Source organism: Paraprevotella clara YIT 11840, assembly GCF_000233955.1.
In the GTDB taxonomy this organism is placed as follows: domain Bacteria; phylum Bacteroidota; class Bacteroidia; order Bacteroidales; family Bacteroidaceae; genus Paraprevotella; species Paraprevotella clara.
Window position 1 is genome coordinate 25,067 of sequence record NZ_JH376579.1, and the last position, 21,412, is coordinate 46,478.

19 protein-coding genes are annotated in these 21,412 nt (G+C 46.1%); 5 read left to right on the forward strand and 14 right to left on the reverse strand.

Going from position 1 to position 21,412, the window contains the following annotated elements; genetic code table 11:
* Nucleotides 1-8 precede the first annotated feature (8 nt).
* The 4 genes from HMPREF9441_RS00870 to HMPREF9441_RS00885 are packed head-to-tail and all read left to right on the forward strand — an operon-like array spanning nt 9 to nt 4,264.
* The gene (locus HMPREF9441_RS00870; protein WP_009392072.1) at nt 9-1,472 is read left to right on the forward strand and encodes a SusD/RagB family nutrient-binding outer membrane lipoprotein; all 1,464 of its coding nucleotides are present in this window, start codon (nt 9-11) and stop codon (nt 1,470-1,472) included.
* A gap of 18 nt (nt 1,473-1,490) precedes the next feature.
* A complete protein-coding gene (locus tag HMPREF9441_RS00875) occupies nt 1,491-2,039 on the forward strand; it encodes a hypothetical protein (protein WP_008616924.1) in 549 nt (182 codons plus the stop codon).
* Between the two features lie 6 nt (nt 2,040-2,045).
* Nucleotides 2,046-3,479 (forward strand): calcineurin-like phosphoesterase C-terminal domain-containing protein, encoded by a 1,434-nt coding sequence (locus HMPREF9441_RS00880; RefSeq protein ID WP_008616925.1) that lies wholly within the window; start codon nt 2,046-2,048, stop codon nt 3,477-3,479.
* A gap of 11 nt (nt 3,480-3,490) precedes the next feature.
* Nucleotides 3,491-4,264, forward strand: a complete 774-nt coding sequence (locus tag HMPREF9441_RS00885; RefSeq protein ID WP_008616927.1) for a glycerophosphodiester phosphodiesterase — start codon at nt 3,491-3,493, stop codon at nt 4,262-4,264.
* A gap of 8 nt (nt 4,265-4,272) precedes the next feature.
* On the opposite strand, the gene HMPREF9441_RS00890 is transcribed toward HMPREF9441_RS00885, so the two are convergent.
* Together HMPREF9441_RS00890 and HMPREF9441_RS00895 are read right to left on the reverse strand one after the other, a co-directional pair.
* A complete protein-coding gene (locus tag HMPREF9441_RS00890; RefSeq protein WP_008616928.1) occupies nt 4,273-5,205 on the reverse strand; it encodes a ComEA family DNA-binding protein in 933 nt (310 codons plus the stop codon).
* 7 nt (nt 5,206-5,212) lie between these two features.
* The gene (locus HMPREF9441_RS00895; RefSeq protein WP_008616931.1) at nt 5,213-6,571 is read right to left on the reverse strand and encodes a sodium-dependent transporter; all 1,359 of its coding nucleotides are present in this window, start codon (nt 6,569-6,571) and stop codon (nt 5,213-5,215) included.
* An 82-nt stretch (nt 6,572-6,653) separates the two neighbouring features.
* On the opposite strand from HMPREF9441_RS00895, the gene HMPREF9441_RS00900 reads away from it, so the two are divergent.
* Nucleotides 6,654-7,055 carry a VanZ family protein gene (locus HMPREF9441_RS00900; protein ID WP_008616933.1) on the forward strand — a complete coding sequence of 134 codons (402 nt, stop codon included), beginning with the start codon at nt 6,654-6,656 and terminating at the stop codon, nt 7,053-7,055.
* Nucleotides 7,056-7,098: 43 nt separating this feature from the next.
* On the opposite strand, the gene HMPREF9441_RS00905 is transcribed toward HMPREF9441_RS00900, so the two are convergent.
* The 12 genes from HMPREF9441_RS00905 to HMPREF9441_RS00960 form a co-directional block, all read right to left on the reverse strand.
* On the reverse strand, nt 7,099-8,286 hold the full coding sequence (locus HMPREF9441_RS00905) for a glycoside hydrolase family protein (RefSeq protein WP_008616934.1): 1,188 nt from the start codon (nt 8,284-8,286) through the stop codon (nt 7,099-7,101).
* Between the two features lie 105 nt (nt 8,287-8,391).
* Nucleotides 8,392-8,868 (reverse strand): CYTH domain-containing protein, encoded by a 477-nt coding sequence (locus HMPREF9441_RS00910; RefSeq protein ID WP_008616957.1) that lies wholly within the window; start codon nt 8,866-8,868, stop codon nt 8,392-8,394.
* Nucleotides 8,858-9,007, reverse strand: a complete 150-nt coding sequence (locus HMPREF9441_RS18535) for a hypothetical protein (RefSeq protein ID WP_008616959.1) — start codon at nt 9,005-9,007, stop codon at nt 8,858-8,860. The genes HMPREF9441_RS00910 and HMPREF9441_RS18535 overlap by 11 nt, the downstream gene beginning before the upstream one ends.
* A 25-nt stretch (nt 9,008-9,032) precedes the next feature.
* A complete protein-coding gene (prfB, locus tag HMPREF9441_RS00915; RefSeq protein ID WP_008616969.1) occupies nt 9,033-10,145 on the reverse strand; it encodes a peptide chain release factor 2 in 1,113 nt (370 codons plus the stop codon).
* 58 nt (nt 10,146-10,203) lie between these two features.
* Nucleotides 10,204-11,451, reverse strand: a complete 1,248-nt coding sequence (locus HMPREF9441_RS00920; protein WP_008616983.1) for an efflux RND transporter periplasmic adaptor subunit — start codon at nt 11,449-11,451, stop codon at nt 10,204-10,206.
* A 4-nt stretch (nt 11,452-11,455) separates the two neighbouring features.
* Entirely contained in the window at nt 11,456-12,928 is a 1,473-nt protein-coding gene (locus HMPREF9441_RS00925; RefSeq protein ID WP_244949544.1) for a TolC family protein, read from the reverse strand.
* A gap of 2 nt (nt 12,929-12,930) precedes the next feature.
* A complete protein-coding gene (locus tag HMPREF9441_RS00930) occupies nt 12,931-14,118 on the reverse strand; it encodes an ABC transporter permease (protein ID WP_008616995.1) in 1,188 nt (395 codons plus the stop codon).
* The gene (locus HMPREF9441_RS00935; protein WP_008616996.1) at nt 14,115-15,329 is read right to left on the reverse strand and encodes an ABC transporter permease; all 1,215 of its coding nucleotides are present in this window, start codon (nt 15,327-15,329) and stop codon (nt 14,115-14,117) included. The genes HMPREF9441_RS00930 and HMPREF9441_RS00935 overlap by 4 nt, the downstream gene beginning before the upstream one ends.
* A gap of 14 nt (nt 15,330-15,343) precedes the next feature.
* A complete protein-coding gene (locus tag HMPREF9441_RS00940; protein WP_008616997.1) occupies nt 15,344-16,033 on the reverse strand; it encodes an ABC transporter ATP-binding protein in 690 nt (229 codons plus the stop codon).
* Nucleotides 16,020-18,110 carry an O-antigen ligase family protein gene (locus HMPREF9441_RS00945; RefSeq protein ID WP_244949545.1) on the reverse strand — a complete coding sequence of 697 codons (2,091 nt, stop codon included), beginning with the start codon at nt 18,108-18,110 and terminating at the stop codon, nt 16,020-16,022. Before HMPREF9441_RS00945 ends, HMPREF9441_RS00940 begins: the two co-directional genes overlap by 14 nt.
* An 82-nt stretch (nt 18,111-18,192) precedes the next feature.
* The gene (locus HMPREF9441_RS00950) at nt 18,193-18,963 is read right to left on the reverse strand and encodes a zinc metalloprotease (RefSeq protein WP_244949546.1); all 771 of its coding nucleotides are present in this window, start codon (nt 18,961-18,963) and stop codon (nt 18,193-18,195) included.
* Nucleotides 18,964-20,004: 1,041 nt separating this feature from the next.
* Nucleotides 20,005-21,393, reverse strand: a complete 1,389-nt coding sequence (locus tag HMPREF9441_RS00960) for a radical SAM/SPASM domain-containing protein (RefSeq protein ID WP_253270806.1) — start codon at nt 21,391-21,393, stop codon at nt 20,005-20,007.
* Nucleotides 21,394-21,412 lie beyond the last annotated feature (19 nt).

Below are 21,412 nucleotides of genomic sequence, written 5' to 3' on the forward strand. Positions count from 1 at the left end.
CAAAAACAATGAAAAGAACGAATCTTTTAAGAAATATCACACTCGGAATGGTATTAAGCGGCTTTGCCTGCTCGTCATGTACCGATTTCGATGAGCTGAATACAGACCCCACACGTATGGAAAAGGTGAATCCCGGCACTCTGCTCGACCCGATTCTTTACGACATGGGCACTTATAACTGGAACCGCTATTACGACTACACATTTCCTTTGATGCAATGCCTCGTAAGCAATAACGGCACAAGCGGAGTAGGATGGTGGAACATGACAGACTCCCGAGGCGACGGGACGTGGAACACCTACTACAAATGGATCAACAATGCCAAAGAAATCCAACGGCTCAATGCCCGACTGGCTTCCCCCGAACCGAACTACGAAGCCGTATCCCTCACCTTGCAAAGCTGGATGTACGGCATATTGGCCGACGCTTTCGGTGACATTCCCATGTCGGAAGCCTGTTCGGCCGACCAAGGTATTCTTGCTCCCCGGTTCGACCGGCAAGAACAAGTCTACCGGCAAATCCTCGACAATCTGAAAACGGCCAACAGTTTGTTTGATACAGAAAGCGGACTCGTGTACAACACTTCCGGAGACATGCTTTACAGCACTACCGACGGAGAGGGCATCAAGAAATGGCAGAAATTCTGTAATTCGCTCCGCATGCGTACCTTGACCCGGCTCTTGGATGCAGAAGGTTTTAACGCACAAGCCGAACTACAGGAAATGTACGACAACCCGGCTACGTATCCCGTATTCGAATCTAATGACGATGCTGCCATGTTGGGCATATCGGGGGTATTCCCTGAAGAGGCACCCATGGCACGCCCTCAAGATTTCACTTCATACGTCAACTTATCTGAATTCTTCATCGACCTACTCAACTCCTGGAATGACCCGCGCCTGCCGGTATTTGCCACCCAAGTGGAACAGGAAGACGGTACCAAAGCCTACGTGGGACTTCCCAGTGGTTATCTGACTCTACCGGCCATAACAGCTTCCCTCCCCAACCAAAGTATGGCAAAGGCTCCGATGGACCTTACCTTGATGTCGTACGCAGAAGTGGAATTCATCAAGGCAGAATTGTTCCAAAAAGGAATCCTCCCCGGCGGCGCCACAGAAGCTGAAACCGCCTACAAGAAAGGCGTACAGGCTTCTGTGGAACAGTGGAACGCCACACTCCCCGCCGATTATTTCGATAATCCTCAAGCCCGATACGACGGTTCCTTGGAGCGTATCATGAATCAAAAGTTCGTGGCCTTGTATTTCTGCGACTATCAACAATGGTTCGAATACAACCGTACGGGGTATCCGGTTCTTCCCGTAGGAGAAGGCATACAAATCAGCCACAACCAAATGCCTCGAAGGTTTAAATATCCGGCCGCCGTGCAACGTACCAATATGGCAAACTATCAGGAAGCCAAGAAAAACATGGGTGGCGATGAGTTTTCCATCAAGTTGATTTGGCAGAAGTAAAACAAAACATAGAAGAATATGAAAAAAATTATTGTAGCAATGGCTGTTTGCTGCTGCGCAGGAACAGTCCCCGTAGAAGCCTGTCCGGAGAACCATACGGAAACAACCGTCTCCACGTCCCATCCGGAAAAAAGAAACACCGAGAGTAAAGAAGCGTTAGGCACGGAGTTTGTATTCGATGTATATGGCGACATTCCCGTAGCAAAAGTAGTTTTCGAATCCGACCACTTCCTCGGAGAGGGCATCGCTAAAAAGTGGGACACTTTCGTCCATAACTATACTCACGAATACGACATGTCCGTCGGTTTCTCCGACACATCGGTAGAAATAGTCAAACCGGCGGTATATAAAGCCGTCAACAAGGTGAATAAATATTATAAGAAAGCCGTCAACAAACATCAGGTCAGCCGTGATACCGCCATCACCAGCATGGCTCATATCCTGGACTGCGCCAACGTAATCTGCTTCGAACAAGACACCCAAACCTTAGAGCAAGCTTTGCGCTCGGCCGACCGACCGGAAGCCATCATCGCCCTATTCGATAAAGTAAAACTCAGAAAACATTAAAAAGCTATGAAACGTAACTATAAACATATCCTATTTCCGTTTGTTTTATGTGGACTGATGGCTGCCCAGACCTCGGCAGCCCCGGGAATCGTCAAAGGCCGTATCACCGACACCCAAGGAAAACCTGTAGCTCAAGTAGTCGTGACGGACGGACGTAATTTCACTACGACCGATGCCATGGGACATTACCGTATGGAAAGCGATGCAGAACGCCAGCCGTTAGTTTACATCTCAACCCCATCTGCCTACAAGTTACCGGAAACCGACGGAATTGCTGACAAGTTCTACCAATTCCAAAAAGCCGATTCACAAGAAAACATCTGTAATTTCATGCTTGAACCACGGGAAACCCCTACCCGCGGGTTTGTATACATTGCCATTTCCGACCCTCAAGTGAAAACCGACGCTCATCTCGACCGTTTCCGGCAAGAAACCGTTCCCGACCTGAAACGCACAGTGGATTCTTTCAAAGGAAAAGAAGTGGTAGGCATGGCCGTGGGAGATTTGGTCTGGGATGCCATGAACCTGATGGAACCATACAAAGAAAGTGTTTCCCACTTGGGGCTGACAATGTTCCAAGTCATCGGAAATCACGATTTCAACCTTAAGTATGCCGATATGGAACGCACGGAAGTTCCGGAATCGGGTTATGGAGAAGCCGATTACCACAAAGCATTCGGTCCGACCGATTACTCTTTCAACATCGGCCAAGTACATGTCGTAACCATGAAAGACATAGACTACCAAGGCGGAAAGAAATACAAAGAAGCTTTTACTCCGGCCCAACTGGCATGGTTGAAAAAGGATTTGAGCTATGTGCCCAAAGGCAGTCTCGTGTTCCTCAACCTGCATGCACCTACTTCCAATACAACGGCAGAGGGCAGTGGAAACACAAGTAATACATCGGAGCTGTTGGACATTCTCAAAGATTACCAGGTACATATATTTGCCGGCCATACCCATTTCTACGAAAACGCGCAACCTGCGGCTAACATCTACGAGCACAACATAGGAGCCGCCTGCGGAGCGTGGTGGGCCGGACACGTGAACCGTTGCGGGGCTCCCAACGGATACCTTATAGTAGAGGTAGACGACAAAAACGTGAAATGGCACTACAAAGCTACCGGGAAACCCTCTGACTACCAATTCCGCATCTACAAACCTGGAGAATTCAAAAGCCAACCGAAACAAGTCGTGGCCAACATCTGGGACTGGGATCCGGATTGGAAAGTAAAATGGTTCGAAGACGGAAAACCGAAAGGCCCGATGCAGCCATTCGAAGATGAAGATCAGGACTTCATCACAATGAAAAACGGAAAAGCCGAAGGCTACCACACCCGCCATCTTTTCCGTGCCCAACCTTCTACGTCGGCCCGAACCGTCACGGTCAAAGCGACTAACCGTTTTCATGAAAGCTACACACAACAAATCGAACTATAAGCCTGATAAAAATGAACATCTATCAAAAAACCATTGCTACAGCCTGTCTTTGCCTCGCCGCACTAAGCATCCAGGCACAGACACAAGTCATCGCCCATCGAGGTTATTGGAAAGCCGAAGGTTCGGCACAAAACTCATTGGCCTCTTTAAGAAAAGCGGCCGAAGCGAAAGTCTACGGGGCAGAATTCGACGTACAAATGACTGCCGACGGCATTGTAGTTGTCAATCATGACAATACCATCGGTTCGACAGCCATATCCCGGGCTACTTACGAGCAAATCAAAGACAGCAAACTCAAAAACGGAGAGACGTTGCCTACTTTGCAAGCTTATTTAGAGGAAGGACGCAAACTGAAAGACCTGCAACTTATTCTTGAAATCAAGAAGAACAAAAACAAAGAACATGAAGACCAAGCCGTGAAAACCATCGTAAAAATGGTAAAAGACATGGGAATGGAAAAACAAACGGAATACATCTCTTTCAGTCTGAACGTATGCGAACAGTTAGTCAAAGCCACCAGCGGAGCCTCCGAGATATTCTACATCAACGGAGACCTCTCGCCCCAGGAAGCCAAAGCCAAAGGTTTCACCGGCATAGACTATAATTTCAAGGTGTTCGACCAACATCCCGAATGGGTAGAAGAAGCGCATCGCTGCGGTCTGAAAGTAAATGCCTGGACGACGAACAAAGAAGAAGACCTGAAAAGAATGCGCGACCTGGGAGTAGATTTTGTCACGACCGACCACCCCGTAGAGGCCATACGACTCATGAAAGAAAAATCATAGCGGACGAGTCATTCCTCAAAACTCACATAAGGCTGCAGGCGTTCCAAGTCGGAAGGGGTAAACTCCTCGTACAACGACAACGCTTGCAGCTTTTTTATCGGCCCATATTTACGGCGATGCTCCACTATCACCCGGCTCTGATAGAAATTCAAATAGGGATGACGGCGCAAGCCCTCTACCGACATCCGGTTGACCAGCAACGGACGATGTACGGCCGGGGATACCGTAAACCATCTTCCGATGCTTTCAGGCAACTCCCCCATCTCCTTCAATTGAGCCACAGACACAAAGCCGCCCAAACGGTTGCGGTAGTCCACAATCCTCCTCGCATAATAAGAACCGATACCGGGAATCTTCTTCAATGTAGCCGTATCGGCCGTGTTCAGTTCCACCCGTATGCCTTCCGGGAATTTCTCTTGCCGGGGAGGGAGTTCCACGGTGTCTATTCCCGGCAGACCGTGAGGATACAAGTCCGACATCAACTTATACTTATCAGCAATACGGATATAAGGCAACAGCCTTTCGTAGTCTCCTTTTGTCAGTCCGTAAAGTTTGGAAAAATCTTCCGGACGGTGGTAACGTCCGCCACGTGCCCGGTATTTATAAATATTGCGCACTTGCCATGGCGACAAGCCCAAACGGAGCAAAGCGGTGGAATCAGCCGTATTGGGGTCGAAAAAGAACGTAGCCGGTTTCGCCTTAACGGGTTGTCCGTAGGTTGGCCCGCTACGTACGACTACCACGGTATCCGGTTTCAATCCGGCAAAAAAGCGTTCATAAACCAACGAGTCTCCGCTGTCTTCTTTCGCCGGTGTCCGACGGTCGAACCACAAGAAAAAAGAAGTGGATAACACAATCCCCATCAATACGCCCGCCAACAGTAAGATCGCCCTTCTGTCCGCTTTCGAAAAATAGAAGAGATTACGCCACGTCCGCCTCATTTTCCGGTCATTTGAATAGTTCGTTTACAAAAATGGAAGCAATGGCCACCGGAGCCACAAATTTCAACAGAAAGATATAGAAACCGAAAAACGGTATCCGGAGTTTCCCCCAATCCGTCACTTCCTCTCGCACGATCCTGCGGTCAAGATACCAACCTGTAAAAATAGAAATAAACATCCCGCCCAAAGGCAGCATCAACTTGGCTGTGACAAAATCGAAAAGATCAAAAATAGTCATTCCTCCAAGACGGATTCCGTTCAACAGCCCGAAAGACAAAGCGCAAAATACCCCCAAAGTCATACAAACCAAGGTCACCACGGTGGCAGCTTTCTTACGGGAAAGTTTAAAACGCTCGTGCAGATAGGCCGTAGCCACTTCATGCAAAGAAATGGTGGAAGTCAGCGCTGCCAACACCAGCAATACGTAAAACATGAGCGAGAAGATATAGCCCACCCACGGTACACTCTTGAAAGCCAACTGGAACACATTGGGCAAAGTGACAAACACCAATCCCGGACCGGCATCGGGCGACAGCCCCGGAACGGAATAGACTGCCGGAAAAATGATGAAACCGGCCAGCACGGCCACGAACGTGTCTATCAACGCCACACTTCCGGCTGTCTTTACCAGATTGGCATCGCGCGTAAAATAGGAAGCATACGTACAAAGACATCCCATGCCGACACTCATGGAAAAGAAAGCCTGCCCCATGGCATCGAGCACCACCTTACCGTCTACCTTACTGAAATCGGGACGCAACAGGAAAGCCAACCCCTCGGACGAACCGGGCATGGAGAAGGAACAAACCACCAAGACACAAATAATCAGCAGCAGCAATGGCATCATAACTTTGGAGAACTTCTCTATACCGTCTTTCACACCCCGAACGATAACGACATGCGTAAGCAGGATGAAAGCCGCCATATAGAGTACAGGTTTCCAAGGACTACCGACAAAATCATTGAAGAAAAGCGTATAGTCCTTACTCTCCGAAAGGCTCCCCGTAGCCGAAGCGACCATATACTCCAACGTCCACCCGGCCACTACGCCATAATATCCCAAGATAAGAAAAGCAGCCGTCACTCCCATCATACCGACCCATTTCCACTGTGTGCCCGGTGCCAACACTTCGTATGCTCCTCCCGTATTGGCCCGCGAACGGCGACCGATAAGAAACTCAGAAACCATTACCGGTATGCCCAGAAACATCACACACAGGATATAAACCAAAATAAAAGCAGCCCCACCGTTCTCGCCCACTTCGCAAGGAAAACGCCAAATGTTTCCCAGTCCGACAGCCGACCCGGCCGAAGCCAATATAATCCCGATCTTACTTCCAAAATTCACTCTTTCATTCGCCGACATAAGCCCTTTCTTAAATATTAGACCCGTAATGCCGACAAAAATACGAAAAAAGAATTATTTTTGCAGATAAAATGTTATTTATATGACGCACGAACTGACAAAATGGATAAAAAGCCATCCGATAACCGTTATCCTTATTCTCGTAATTTGGTATCTCTCGCTATTCACTCCACCCAAGATAGAATTAGCCAACGTACGCTTTATCGACAAGTGGGCACACCTACTGATGTACGGTTCCTTAGCGTTCATCTTGTGGACGGAGGACTGGCGTACTCGGAAGACTTTCACCTCCATGCCACGTGCCCTTGCCCTTTACATAGGCCCGGTAGCCATGAGTGGCCTCATCGAATTGGCACAAGCCTATTGCACCACCAACCGGAGCGGCGATTGGCTCGACTTGGCCGCCAATGCCATAGGTGCATTGTCCGGTATTGTCCTCGGATGTTTCGTCACCCGCACACTCCGGAAAAAAGGCCATCGGTAAAAAGAAACCGATGGCCGTAACCATATAACCCGTACCCAAAGGTTCAACGCCCGGATTTGCGCTTGGACACTTTCCATTTCACGCTGAATACGTAAGGTTCGGACACTTTTCCTCCATTTACATTCACGTCTGCCACCCCGTATAAATATGCGGGTTTGCCTTTCTTCAGCAATACGGCAGGACGCTCCAGCTTTCCCGACGCACAACGGACGAAAAGGCCGGGTGTCTTCATCAGTTCTTCACGGTCGGCCGGGGTTTTCCAATAGTCGAAAACCGTCCCCATAGCTATTTGGGCATCAGCCCGCCGGAAGCTTTTCCCGTCTTCGGATTCCCAAAGGATGAGATAGCCCCAGCCTCCGGAGTTTCCTCCCAGATTATCGGTCGTCAGCAGATAATACTTTCCGTCCACACTGAACGCCTGGGCATCCTCCAAATAAGACACATTGTCCGTAATGGGCGCGTCGCACATCTCGTACGGCCCCTCCAACTTGTCCGACACGGCATACCCGTACTTGGCTTTCATGTGTTCCGGCGTACCGCATTTATAATAAATGTAGTACTTACCTTCTATCTTCAGAAAAGCAGGGTTGTCAGCCCCGATGGCTGCCTGATACGTCCAATGCCCGGGGGCGTCCGAGGCTTCCACCATGATACCGCCGCGGTCGCCGGCGAAACGCCACAGCCCCTCCAAGTTATCGGCCACCATCATCCCCACACGTTGCTTCGTCCCTTCTTTCGAAGGATTCTGGCAGATGTAAAGTAAAACGTATTTCCCGTCCACATATTCCAACCGGGGATTGTGCGGCGCAGACATGGTAGCCGGATCGGGAAACATGGAGGTCTTCATGACCGTAGCCACATAACGGAACGGCCCTTCCGGCCTGTCGGCCACGTAATGTGCGATTTCCGCATTTGCGCCCGTCCATCCTTCCATTCCCTCTGCGGCAGGCCACCGGCTACAGAAGGCATGCACTTTTCCGTCCTTTCCCCAAATCGGCGAGAAGCACCAGATATACCAATCTTTATCCGACACGGCCGGACCGATAAACCGAGCCGACAAAGCCATATCCGAATAGGGCATGGTCAAACTCACTCCCCGGGACGACCGCAAAGAATCCTGCCATACTTCCTGGGCTAAAGCAGGACTTACCCCCACCATGCCGCACAACAAACCACAACCAACGACTGCCTTGCAGGCATGATGCACCTCACGTTTAAAAAGCTTCCACATATTCGTTTGTTTTATACAAACGCAAAATTACTAAATCCAAATCCGGCGAAATGGTATTAATCCGCCTAAGATTTGGATTATATCGACATCCTTTCTTCTGTGCCCCTATTCTTCCCGCCAAAGTTTATACGGATAGGTACGAAGGTGGGAATTGTAGTAACGACGGTCACCTGTTACTTCCCGTCCGATGAAATCGGGCTTTTCAAAAGCTTCTTGTTCTTCGGAAAGTTCCACCTCGGCCATAATCAGCCCTTCGTTGTCGCCATAGAACTCGTCGACCTCGAACACGTGCCGCCCCGACCGCACAAGATAACGCGTCTTGTCTATTACCCCCGGTTCGCACAACCTCATCAGGTCTTCCGCGTCCTGCAAGGGTACTTCCGTCTCGAATTCATAACGCGAGATACCCGCTTCATTCGAACGGCCTTTTATCGTGAGATACCCCTTGTCGTCGCGAATACGGACACGCACCGTAGCCTTCCCCACCGTAGAAATATAGCCCTGCCGGATACGACTGCTACTGTATGCCTGCGACTTGAAGTCGCCCGTAACCAGAAACTTACGTTCTATTTCAAAACTCATTCCCCATGATGGCAAAAGCAATGATACCCAATACAATCAGTACCGCCAAGGCACCGATCAAAGCTCCCATTGCGCGTTTCTGCTTCTTCTCTTCACGGGCGGCACGAGCGGCACGTCTCATTTGTTTTTTCACACTCATAGTCGTATCGTTTTAAAGGTAAAACTCATTCCCCTCCGGCAAACTCCATCAGATAAGACTTGATGAAGCCATCCAATTTCCCATCCATCACTCCGTTCACGTCCGATGTCTGGTAATTCGTACGGTGGTCCTTCACACGGCGGTCGTCGAACACATAACTGCGAATCTGGCTTCCCCACTCGATTTTCTTCTTTCCGGCCTCGATTTCAGCCTGTTTGGCCTTACGTTTCTGCAAGGCACGGTCGTAGAGTTGCGACTTCAAAAGGCGCATGGCATTCTCGCGGTTCTCCAACTGCTTGCGGCTTTCCGTGTTTTCGATGAGGATTTCTTCTTCCTCGCCCGTATCGGGATCTTTATATTGGTAGCGCAAGCGCACGCCGGTCTCCACCTTGTTGACGTTCTGTCCGCCGGCACCTCCGGAACGGAACAAGTCCCATGACACACGGGACGGATCCACATACACTTCGATGGAATCGTCCACCAAAGGCGTCACGAACACCGATGCAAACGAAGTCATACGCTTGCCCTGCGCATTGTAAGGCGACACACGCACCAAACGATGCACGCCATTCTCCGATTTCAGATAGCCGTAGGCAAACTCGCCCTCGATTTGCATGGTCACCGTCTTGATACCGGCCTCATCGCCGTCCTGATAATTGCTGACGGTGCATTTATAACCATGGGATTCCGCCCAACGCATGTACATGCGCATCAGCATCGACGCCCAATCCTGACTTTCCGTACCTCCCGCACCGGAATTGATTTTCAGCACCGCATCCATCGGGTCTTCCTCCTGCCGCAACATATTGCGCAGTTCAAGGTCTTCAAGGGCATCCACCGTACGGCCGTACAATCCGTCCACCTCTTCTTCGGTAACCATCTCTTCCTTGTAGAAATCAAAAGCAAGTTCCAATTCATCGCAAAGCGTCTTGACCTCCTTATACCCGTCAATCCACTTCTGCAATCCCTTTACTTTTTTCATCTGCTCTTCCGCAGCCTTGGCATCGTCCCAAAATCCTGGTGCCTGTGTGCGGAGTTGCTCTTCCTCCACTTGGATTTTCTTGTTTTCAATATCCAGATAGCGGTAAAGCGCCTCAGTACGCGTTTTTACATCTTTCAGTTGCTCAATGGTTATCATACGAATGAATATTTCAAGTTGCAAAATTAGATAAAAAAACGGTAAGCGACAATGTTTCTTATCTGATTTTCAACTTGTCCTTTGTCTTAAATTCATTCATATTCGAGATAACAACGGTTTCCCCGGGACGGATTCCATCAACCACTTCCACATATAATGAACTGCTCTCACCCAAAAGGACAGTACGTTTTTCAGCCTGGCCGCCGTCCACTATCCAAAGCTGATATTCTCCGGGGCCGGAGTAATAAGCCCTGTTCGGTATCATTATGACATTTTCTTTTATGGAAGTCACCACATATACATCAGCCCTAAGCCCCGGACGCAGGGATTTGTTCGACGCATCATCCAAAACCACGGTAAAACTTATTTTCCCGTTGGAAACCGAAGGAACAATGTTTGCTATGCCACCGGAAAGAGATACGCTACCTATTTTCACCTCCACACGACTCCCGACATTGAACTGCCCCGCGTAACTGTCTGAAATTTCCGCCTTGACCTTGAACCTGCCCAAATCCGACAATACGGCCAACTGCTCCCCTTGGGCCACTCCGGAACCGACGGCCTCGTTTACCCACGACAATGTGGCATCAAAAGGCGCAAGCACGCGTGCATCGCCGAATTCTTTTCGTTTGAGAGACAGCTTCCGCTCGGCAATGCCGAATTCAAGTTCATTGACTTTCAGGGTGGACTCCACAATCTTCTTCTTGTTCTCATAGTTCAACTTCAACTGCTCGAATTGGAGTTCCGCCACTTCATAATCCAGTTCCCGCTGCCGTACCATATCCTCGGTACTGGCACCTATGCTGTCGAGATAATGTTCGTTAGCCATCAGTACTTTCATCCTTTTCAGGCGCATGCCATCTATGGCCACCTGCTTTTCCAAATCACTGATTTCGCTCACGGCTTGGGTACGGAACTGCTCCAACTTATACTTTTGGATTTCGACGGCATCGGTTTCCTCCTGTAGGCTGATGTTGGCCGAAGACAAATCTAATCTGAGAATCGTATCGCCTTTGTGTACCTGCTCGCCTGATTTTTTATAAACCTCCAATATCTTCGTGGAAATAGGCGACGTGATGCTCTCTTCATAAAAAGGTGTAACGGTGCCTGTGGCCCCAACCGAAACTTCCAATGTCCCTTTTGAAGCTTGCGCCACATCTGCGGATTCCAAATCCAGACCCGGTTGCACAAAATTCGCTATCACAATCGAAATAACGACGAGGGCACATACCACAGCCCCAATCCGCACATATCTCGCTATTTTTTTCCTACGTATGTCCTTATCAGACAATTTTCTGTCCATCATGGCATTATCTTTTATATTCGTAATCGTAAACAATGTTTGTCCCCTTCTCGAAATCGAAAAGGGTAATATATCTCAGGTTGTAATAATAGTACCAAGACAAATACAACTGGTATATATAGTTCCGCCGGGCATTGTCTTTTTCCTGCTCGGCATAGTTGAGGTCAGTGACGCTGATATCCCCTACGGCAAATCTGTTCAGGGCGATATTGTAACGTTCTTGTGCCACCGATTCGGCTTCCCTATAAATTTTTGCAAGTTCCTGTTGATCCAGAAAGTTTTCCGCCAATATCCGGACTTTCTCGTTGAACTCGCGTTCCTCTCTTTCCGTCTTGTTCACGGTCAAATCATAATCAGCTTTGGCCTGGATATAGTTTCCCTTTCTTTTTCCCCAGTCGAGGATGGGAACACTGACACCGATTTGGGCAATTTGCCGGTTGCCTAAATGGGTATACGCTCCGGCAAATGTCGGATGACTGCCAGTCGTTCCCACAGACAGGTTCAGGTTCACATCCGGCAACCGTTTCCGCTTCTCCTTGACCACGTTGGCTTCGGCTTCAATCAACCTGATTTTGAAATTATCATATATCGGATTGTTTTCATACGCTTTCTGCCTGATATCCTCTATGCTGATTGAAGGAATCATTTTTGCATCCGGAATCACCGGCGTTATTTCGATGTGCTCATCCAACCCGAGATAATTTTTAAGCGCATTCATTTTCTCAAGATAGTCATTCTCAGCCGTAAGGACATTGGCATTGGCATTCAGTAACCCTACTCTCAGTTGCATCAGGTCGCTGCCGGAGATGGTTCCGATTTTCTCCCTTGCACAAGCAGACTTATACAACTCTGAAGCATTCCGTTGGTTCTGGCGGGCACTTTCGAGATTGGACATGGAAGTCAACAGGTCGAAATAAGAAGAAACCGTCGAGATATTCACATTTTCGAGATTGGCCACATACTCCGATTGGCTCGCCTTGAATCTCAAAGGCTCTACTTTTTTCTGCCATTTGTATGGATTATAAGCAAACAACGGTTGCGACAGGGTGACCGTAAACGGGACTGTCAGGAAACTTCCATCCCCATCAGCACCGAGTTGGTCCATCCGTTCAAGATTGGATTCGAGATAGATCTCACCCCCGGTAAACGGTATAATTTGTTTGACGGTAAAACCTAAATATTCGCTTAAATAATTATTGGGTACGAACTTGTACGACCCGTCTTCCTGTTGGTATGAATTCAGTTGCTTGTTCAGCGAGGGAAGCGTTCCGGACAACGAGATACCCGGCAACCTGTCTGTCTTATAATTCCGGAATCTCCAATACGATTTCAGCGCATTGTTCCGGTTTTCCATTGATGCCACCGACTTGGCCTGCCCGAGCACCATGGCCTCCTCAAGGGTCAGACGCTGCTTATTTTCCTGCGCCGACAACGGGAGGGCCAAGGTACTCAAACACAATATGCTCCACAACCCTTTCATATTCATTCCTCCTTTAGCAATTCCACCGGTTTCATGCTGAATATTTTAAAGGCCGGATACAATGCACACAGAACGGACAGCATCAGAGTCAGCACGACAGTAAACCCGACAACAGGCAATGAAGTCTCCCACGGGAAGCTGAGCAAAATGACTATGATACCGGGAATGGAGGATATTCCAGTAATGACGGCGTTCTGCGCAATAATCATATTCATGATGCTTTTCTTTGACGCACCGCAAGCGACACGCAAAGCCAGTTCGCGCTTTCGTTTTTCCACATCGATTAAGTTGATGCCGACTGTACCGATAAGTGTGAATAAGAGGAGGAACAATGCAGGAATAACGACTGAAACTGTTTTAATAACGGATTTCTCCATACCGGCTCTCTTTCCTTGAGACAACAAACCTAAACAAGGCTCTACCTGTCCATTAGATTTCCATGCACGGTTCCATTCAAGGTAGAAATCATTGGCAAAATCATCTTCATACCCCGGTTTAATTCGTGCAGCCAATTCTTCGTAATTCCCAGTTGATCCTGTGGGCAACAATACCGAGACAGGAACAACTATACTAGGAAAAGACTCCTCCAAGACCGCTTCTTTTATCCCTGATACAATGCCTACTATCGAATAGGTTCGCCCATTCAAAAACACAATTTTTCCTATCGGGTTCTCAATTTCAGATGCCACAGCCAATTGTTCTGTTATCACTGCCGGATATAGTCCATTCACCCGTTCACCATTACGAAACCACCGTCCTCGTATAATATCAGGTTTAAATACAACTTCAGCAGCTTCATCAGTTCCCTTAAAATGAGCAAAAACCTTTTTTCCTGAAACAAAAGATACTGAGTCGCCCCAATAGTATTGTGCCGGTCTCAGATAAGGTATAAACTGCAGACACTCACTTATACTTTCTACATAAGTTTTTTTCTCAAGCCTCTCCTTTACTACGTCCATTGCCTCTACTGCCATTCCGGAAAGCTGTGAATCCTGATTTCTACCGATAAGGTAACCGAAATATACTACGTTATCCACATCTAACTTTCCCGGTGACTGATAGCTTCTGAACGTATCCAATGCCACCGTCAAAGAAACGGATAACGCTATAAACACCAAAGCTTGTTCGAATATTACTGCTGTAAACTTTTTCTTCTGGTTATACAGCATGATTAATATATGCTTTATCATAAGTCCCTACCTTTTAATTCTACAGCAATGTTTCTAACCACAGTATGATACGCCGGAATTCCACCGGAAATCAGGGCAAACAACAAGGCCATTACCAGAGTAAGTGCCAACACGGTAATGTCCAGACTGAAACCGGACAACACCGAAATGGTATTACCGCTTGTGGACAACATCCCGTCAATCAGTGCCATCACAGGTTTTACAAGAATGACAGCAAAGATGAAGCCTACAAGCGAAAGCAAGATATTTTCCGAAATAATTTGCCCAAAAGCCTGCTGTTTGGTAGCACCAAGTGCCCTTTTTATCGCTATTTCCGTAGCCATGGCATATACTTTGGCCGAACTAAGGGTCATGATGTTCAATGCCGGAATCAGGATGAGCAACAACAGAATGGCGACAGCACCGTAATTGAAGGTACTTCCCCCTACATATTTGTACTTGGCTTCCTGTAACGTCAACACATTATCTTTCTTGATGTTGGCATCTATGCCTTTGATCCGATAATATTGTGTCAAGGCGTGTATTAGATTTTCCTGCATATCATGGGGCAGCATATTCTGATCAAAAAGGATATTTATCGAATAGCATTCTTCGTATGAAGGCAGGAACTGATTATATTTATCCGACACCCATATAACTGCTTTCTCAAAAGGATTCTGAAGAGAAGAAAAATCTCGAACAACCCCGACAATGGTATATTCCTGCTTTTGAATAGTTATTTTCTCTCCAAGGGGATTACCGGGAAAACTCCTGTCGGCAAAACTTTTCGCAATGACAGCCTGAGGCACGGCATTCTCCGTAAACGGTCTGCCCGAAATAAAATCAAATTCGTTGATTTCAAAATGGGAATCTCTCACGAAGCCTACGTTTGCCACTCTCACCTTTCCATTGGCAAACACCAATATTTCTTCAGTATTGCTGATGCTGTAACCGGTTGTCCCCGGCAAAGCAGACACAAACCGTTCTATGTCTTGTGTCTCTATACCTCCTATCTCGTTCCCGTTCTTATCCGTAAACCAAGTCTCTAATCGAATCATATTTTCAGCGTTGACAAACGGTTGGGCATCGCTTCTTACCAATCTAACAGCCGTAAATAAGAGAATAATCAGCATAAACGCCACCGCCATACCGAGAATGTAAAATGTCGAATACAGCTTATCATCCCATGCACTGCGTGCTGCATTTCTTATATAAATCAAAATCATCTTCATCTCTTGTTGCCATTTTATTGTTTTGTCCCATTAATTACATCCGTTATTTCTCCATCGTTCATCATCACCCTAACGGAAGCTTCAGCAGCCAGTTTGGCATCATGCGTCACCATGACTACCGTCATTCCCTCTGCATTGAGCTCCAACAGCAGATCCATGATTTCGTGCCCCATGCGGCTGTCCAGGTTTCCTGTCGGCTCATCAGCCAGAAGCACATGGGGGTGTGCCATCATGGCCCGGGCTATCGCCGCCCGTTGGCACTGACCACCCGAAAGTTGGGACGGAAAATGTTTCATACGGGATACCAATCCCACTTTCTCTATGATAGAGACGGCACGCTCCCTCACCTCTTTCGATGACAAGTTTTCGCGGCTGTAAAGCATCGGCAACTCTACATTCTGCAAGATATTCAGGCTCGGAATCAGATGGAAGCTTTGGAAGATGAAACCGAATTTCTCATTTCTTAACCGGGAAAGTTCCTTGTCAGTCATATTGCCCGTATCTGTCCCCTCTATGCGTATGGTTCCCTTCGTTGGGTTGTCCAAATGTCCGATAATATTCAGCAGCGTGGATTTGCCGCAACCGGACGCTCCCATGATGGACATAAAATCCCCTTTCTTCACATTCAGACTGACCCCATTGAGGGCAAAGGTCTCGATTTCATCAGTCGAAAAGACCTTGTAGATGTTTTCAAGTTCTATCATAATAAATGGATTTTATATCAGTATCTTTACCCTCAAATACAACTTTTCCGGATGACTGCGGACAGCATATCCGAAAGCCTATACTCCGATGCAACGGATAAAGATACCAATGCATTGATTTTACATTATAATTCGAATAATCATTATTATCTTCCGAAGATGACGTATCATTCCAAATGGCAAGGTGCCGTAAAAGCTCGGGCGAGGCGTTAGCACCTGCAATCTTGGCCAAATACACCCAAGGTGTTTTCAGGTTCGGAAGCATGGCTGCGGCCTCAGACAGATATTCTTTCGCCACAGTGGAATCTCCCAACAAATACAGCAATTTACCATACCTTGAAAGCCGCAGCGGATCATCAGGCTTATTGGCCGTTTCAAGTTTGATGGCATCCATTATATCATCCGCTACAATTCTATCATTTCCGACAAATTCTTTCCATGATTTACTTTCCAAAATAGATGGAGAAGCAATAACGGCTTTGGTAAAATGTGGTATGGATTCTTTTCTCTTTCCAACACCATACAACATATCTGCCAACAGCAACCTATAAAAAGTGTTCTCAGGAAACTTTGCAACTAAACTTTTAGCTTCACCAAGAGCCTTCTCTTTCTTATTCCTATACTGCACTACGGCTCTGCATCCTAACAAATAAGCATCGTTCGGACTGAAAGTTACCGCACGGTCTATATGCTTTTGCGCCAGACTCAAATATCGCCCGTCTTGATGTTCATTATAGATAGCCATGCATGCGGACGATGCCAACACATTGGATGCCACATTGTCCCGAGCTTGATTGACTTTCTCATAAGCTGAGACATAATCTTTTTCAGAGGCAAATATCGAATAGTCTTGATAGCACTTTTGGTCGTGCCAAAAGATGAAATGATATACACTCAGCCCACTAAAACCAATGATTATCATAATCATACAAACGGTTTTAGGAAATGCAACTCCCCCATTTTCCTCTTTTGAAATATTGCACTGCGACAAGGCAAGCCATATCGCCAACGCCGCCAAAAGCCGCTTGTCCGTAAGTATCGCTGCAAAACTCATCTCCCGTGCGAATATGACCAAAAGGAACAAAAAGAGAAATACCTGCCCCCTCCTGTTCACAAAACTACACTTAGACAACATGATACATTCAATGAGGAACACAAGTCCCCAAAGCACTGTTCCTACAACACCCTTTTCCAACAGCAACTGCGAAAAGACATTCGGTGCCATATTCGTAAACGAATCCCCGTTGTGTTCGAAAGTGTATTCATTCACCGCCAAAGAATAATTTCCTGTTCCGCAACCCATCCACGGATTATTCTTTAATGCCTGCCATGTATAGTCTAAGGCGTTTACCCGGGCCTGCAAACTCCGTTGCTGGGACTCTGTTTCCACCAACCTCATTGTCCGCAAAGCATCATTCTTGAACACGAACACCATGCCGATAAGCACTACCGCCAGCGAAATCAACTTAATAAGCTTTATATGAGTCTTGTCATTGGAGGTTAGGATATAATAGGATATTAACAACATACTCAATGCCAGACATATATAGATACCTCTTGAAAAAGAACAGACCAGACACACCAACAGGAGACAGAAAGGAATGATTCCGAATATCACCTCCTTTCCTTTTTGGGCATACGTAAGCAACGGGATTGCTGCAATCCCCAAAAGCATCAGCATCAAGGTGCCCCAAACATTGTTGAGGCTTCCGAAAGGTCTATACAGATACTTGAAATCATAAAGGCTTTCGAATCCGGCATCATATACCAGACCTGCAAAAAGGCCGAATGAAACCAATGATATGACGGATATCATGAATATAAACACCAACAAAATCCGCATGAATGGCTTGACCGTGGAAACATCCCTTAGCCCTAACCGGAGAATAAAATAATAGGTAATGAACAAGTATTGCCCCGTAAGATAGGATATACAATTATTCTGTCCTTCGGTAAACATTCCGATAATAAATTCCCATACCCACAGAGCCAGTACAAGCCCATCCAAAAGATTAAACCTTATCGTCCCTTTCTTGTATACGACCCCAAACAGGACGCAAGTATATATCCCTGCCATGGCGAACGCCCTTGATTGCGCAAAACACAAGGCAAACAGAATAACGCCAAGGGTTGGCATAAAATTATATGAAGCGATCGGTTTAGTCATGGACAAAAAGACGTCGTATGAGTTTATAAAAGAAATAAAACGTCAGCAAGAGTATGAACAACTTAGCTGTAACAGACGAAATCAGACTGAACGTTATGCTGTTTCCCACGGCAATATCTACAACCAATCTCTTGACCTGTCCGGGCAATTCCAAATAACAGGATTTCAACAAGCTTGGTATCACAAAGAACAGATAATAGGCAAAGAACAGATTGGTGCTTACCGTGTAGATAACCAACAGCACCTGTTCTTTTATTCTAATTTGCCTCCAGAAGCCACTACTGTCCGACTTACGCAGGATTTTGTTTTTTAAAGCCAGTACAATCCAATTAGACTTCCCCCTAAGATTGGGGATTCCTATCAAATCCGACATAATCCAATAACCGTCGAATCTGAAAAACGGATTCAGAATGAAGATAAAATTTAAATTTATGGTATAAATCAGATATTTCACGATTTGATTACCGGTCAGCAAATAAATGGCAATGCACGGAATGAGAAATATAAGTTGGAAGTATGTTCCCGCAAAGTTTACCACCATGCGTTTCCCTCTCGACAGTTTCCATATATCAGAAACATCGGTGTAGAACACCGGAAAGTTCAGATAGAGACCTAAGCCTATGCTTTTAGCCTTTTCTCCAAAATAACAGCAAGCCGAGGCATGGCCAATCTCATGAAACAGGGAGGACAGCAACATGGTTATCACCAAAATCATGATTGCAAGCAAATCTATTTCACCTATCGACACCTTATTCCCCTGCATAAAAAACACAGTTTCCAAGGCAACCGACAGCAATAAAATGGCAATAATGATGGCAGGACGAAACAAAACTTTGAAAATGTCCTGCAATACATCAACCTGCCCCCGTGACAGGATATCTTTTGACCAAAGAAAAGTTTTTTTCTTGGGCGGTTCTGTATTAAGCACATTTAAAACATAAGTCTCATATATCGTCCTGACATCATCCGCAGTATATGCCTCTCCCTTCCATACAGACCATGCAGAAGCGGCCTCCTCAAAAGTTTGGGATTGTTTGAGGGTTTCTAAGAACTTTGCGAGTGTCTCGGATACCACAAAATGTCTCTCACCCGACGATACAAGGTACTTAGTGTCCACGTACGCCGAATCTAACGGTACTATATTTATGGAATTTAACATATCAGAACTAAAAACTTGATTTCCTATCAATCATTTAAACTCAGGACACGAATCAACCAAGCACGTAAGATTTGGACAGTCAGAAAGTTTTCTGCAATCACAAGAGAGAGGCATAGAATCATCTGAATGACCTATCACAGCATTGCCGAAAACTTGAGTGAACATCAAAGGATCAGTCTCAAGACGTGCTTCCAATTCTTCAATACTAAAGTCCTCAAACAAGGGCTTATTAAGTGACGTCATTTCACTGCCAATCATAATAGAATTCGTTTTCATGAGACAATTATTATTTCAGTGAAAATTCACAAATAGGACTGCATGGCGAAGACTTTCCCCCCCGACATATACATTCAAGCACCGGACATTTTTCCAGTTTACGACATCCACATAATGGCTCTATTGAGTCATTATCGCCATTCACCGTAATCCCAAAAATCTGCGAAAGCATTAATGGATCCGTCTCCAGTCTCGCCTCCAACTCTTCAATACTGAACTCACTAAGGAGATGGCTGTTCAAGGACGTCATTTCTTCACTTGGGGTATCCGCAGATACCACTGAATTAATTTTCCGTTTCATTTTTAGTTTTTTTGATTAAACATCAGTTGTTATACATATTAAGCCATCATCTTGGCTCATATATATTCTTATATCATAAAGATTTTATCTTTCACTGCATTATTGTATGCCTTGTTTACAGCAAAATTGACAATATCGTCATATCCATCGCAATAACTCGCATTAAAATTTCCGCCATACTTCAAAGCTTTGGCCATGCAACCACCGCCACACAACAAGGCATATTTACAGCAACTGCATTTTGGAGTATTGGCTATATTTCTCCCCTGCCAATTCGCCACGCGGTCATTAAACTCTACTGCTGGGGCATATCTGCCCAATACATATTCCGGTTTACCTACTGTATCCCAACATGTATATATGTCACCATACGGATCCAAAATATAAGACCCAGATTGTACACCGCAGAAAATAGAACGGAATCTTATACAGGTTTTGTTCTTCAAAGCTGTAATAACCTTATCATAGACCCCATAGTCTTGATGAGGTACGGTCAACCCACTCTCTGCATACATCTGATTGAATTTTTCCCGAGAAAAGTAATCGATATCCGTATCTTTTGTATCGGAGTTTTCTTTACTCAACATCGCAGTATTAAACGAAAACAGCTTCGAATCAGAAAATCCGGTTTCTGCAAATATATCTTGCAGCTTCTTGATTTCACCGAAATTGTTTGCATCGGCATTAAACCTGACCCCGACCATAATTCCATTGTCCAAAGCCAACTTGATATTGCTTAGAATCTTATCAAACGATTTGTGCGTCTGATAATGGAAACGCCGGGAGTCGTGCATATCTTTCATCCCATCGAGCGTAATCTGGACATGACGCATTGCACCGGAAGATAGAACCTCTGTATAACAATCGAGGTCGTGCCCATTGGTAATGGCATCGAAGACATATCCCAACTCTTGCCCTTTCTTTACGATGTAGGTTACTATATCCACATTTTCCTTCAAAAATGGCTCTCCTCCATACAAAGTTATGATGCTATTTTTCTTTTCATTGTCCGGTGCGATTTCCGACATAGCCTGATAAGCCCTGTCTACCAACTCTTTGGTAAATGTTCTTTTCGTCCAATGCCTTCCATTTCCGGAAATACCGGCTTCATAACAATACGGGCATCTGAAATTGCAGTCATACGTAACCATAAAAACAAAACTTTTTGCATGCCTTTTGGCATCTTTATGCAATAACCCGGCAAGTCTTCCCGTCAGTTCCCTCTCCTGAACTGCCGTTTTGTCCGTAATATAGCCCCGTTTTACCATAAGGTCAAATGTTTTTTCGGAAAAGCCTACATCTGTTTTCTCAAAGACCCTAAGATTATGTAATGCGTCTGCAACTTTTGCATCCACAATGTCTATCGCTCCGGTATAACCATGTATGAAGAAATGCAACTTTCCTTCAGATGCTTTCAAAGGGGTATCTATCAAATAGGAAGAAACTCTGTATTTCATAACTCTCATAATTTTATTA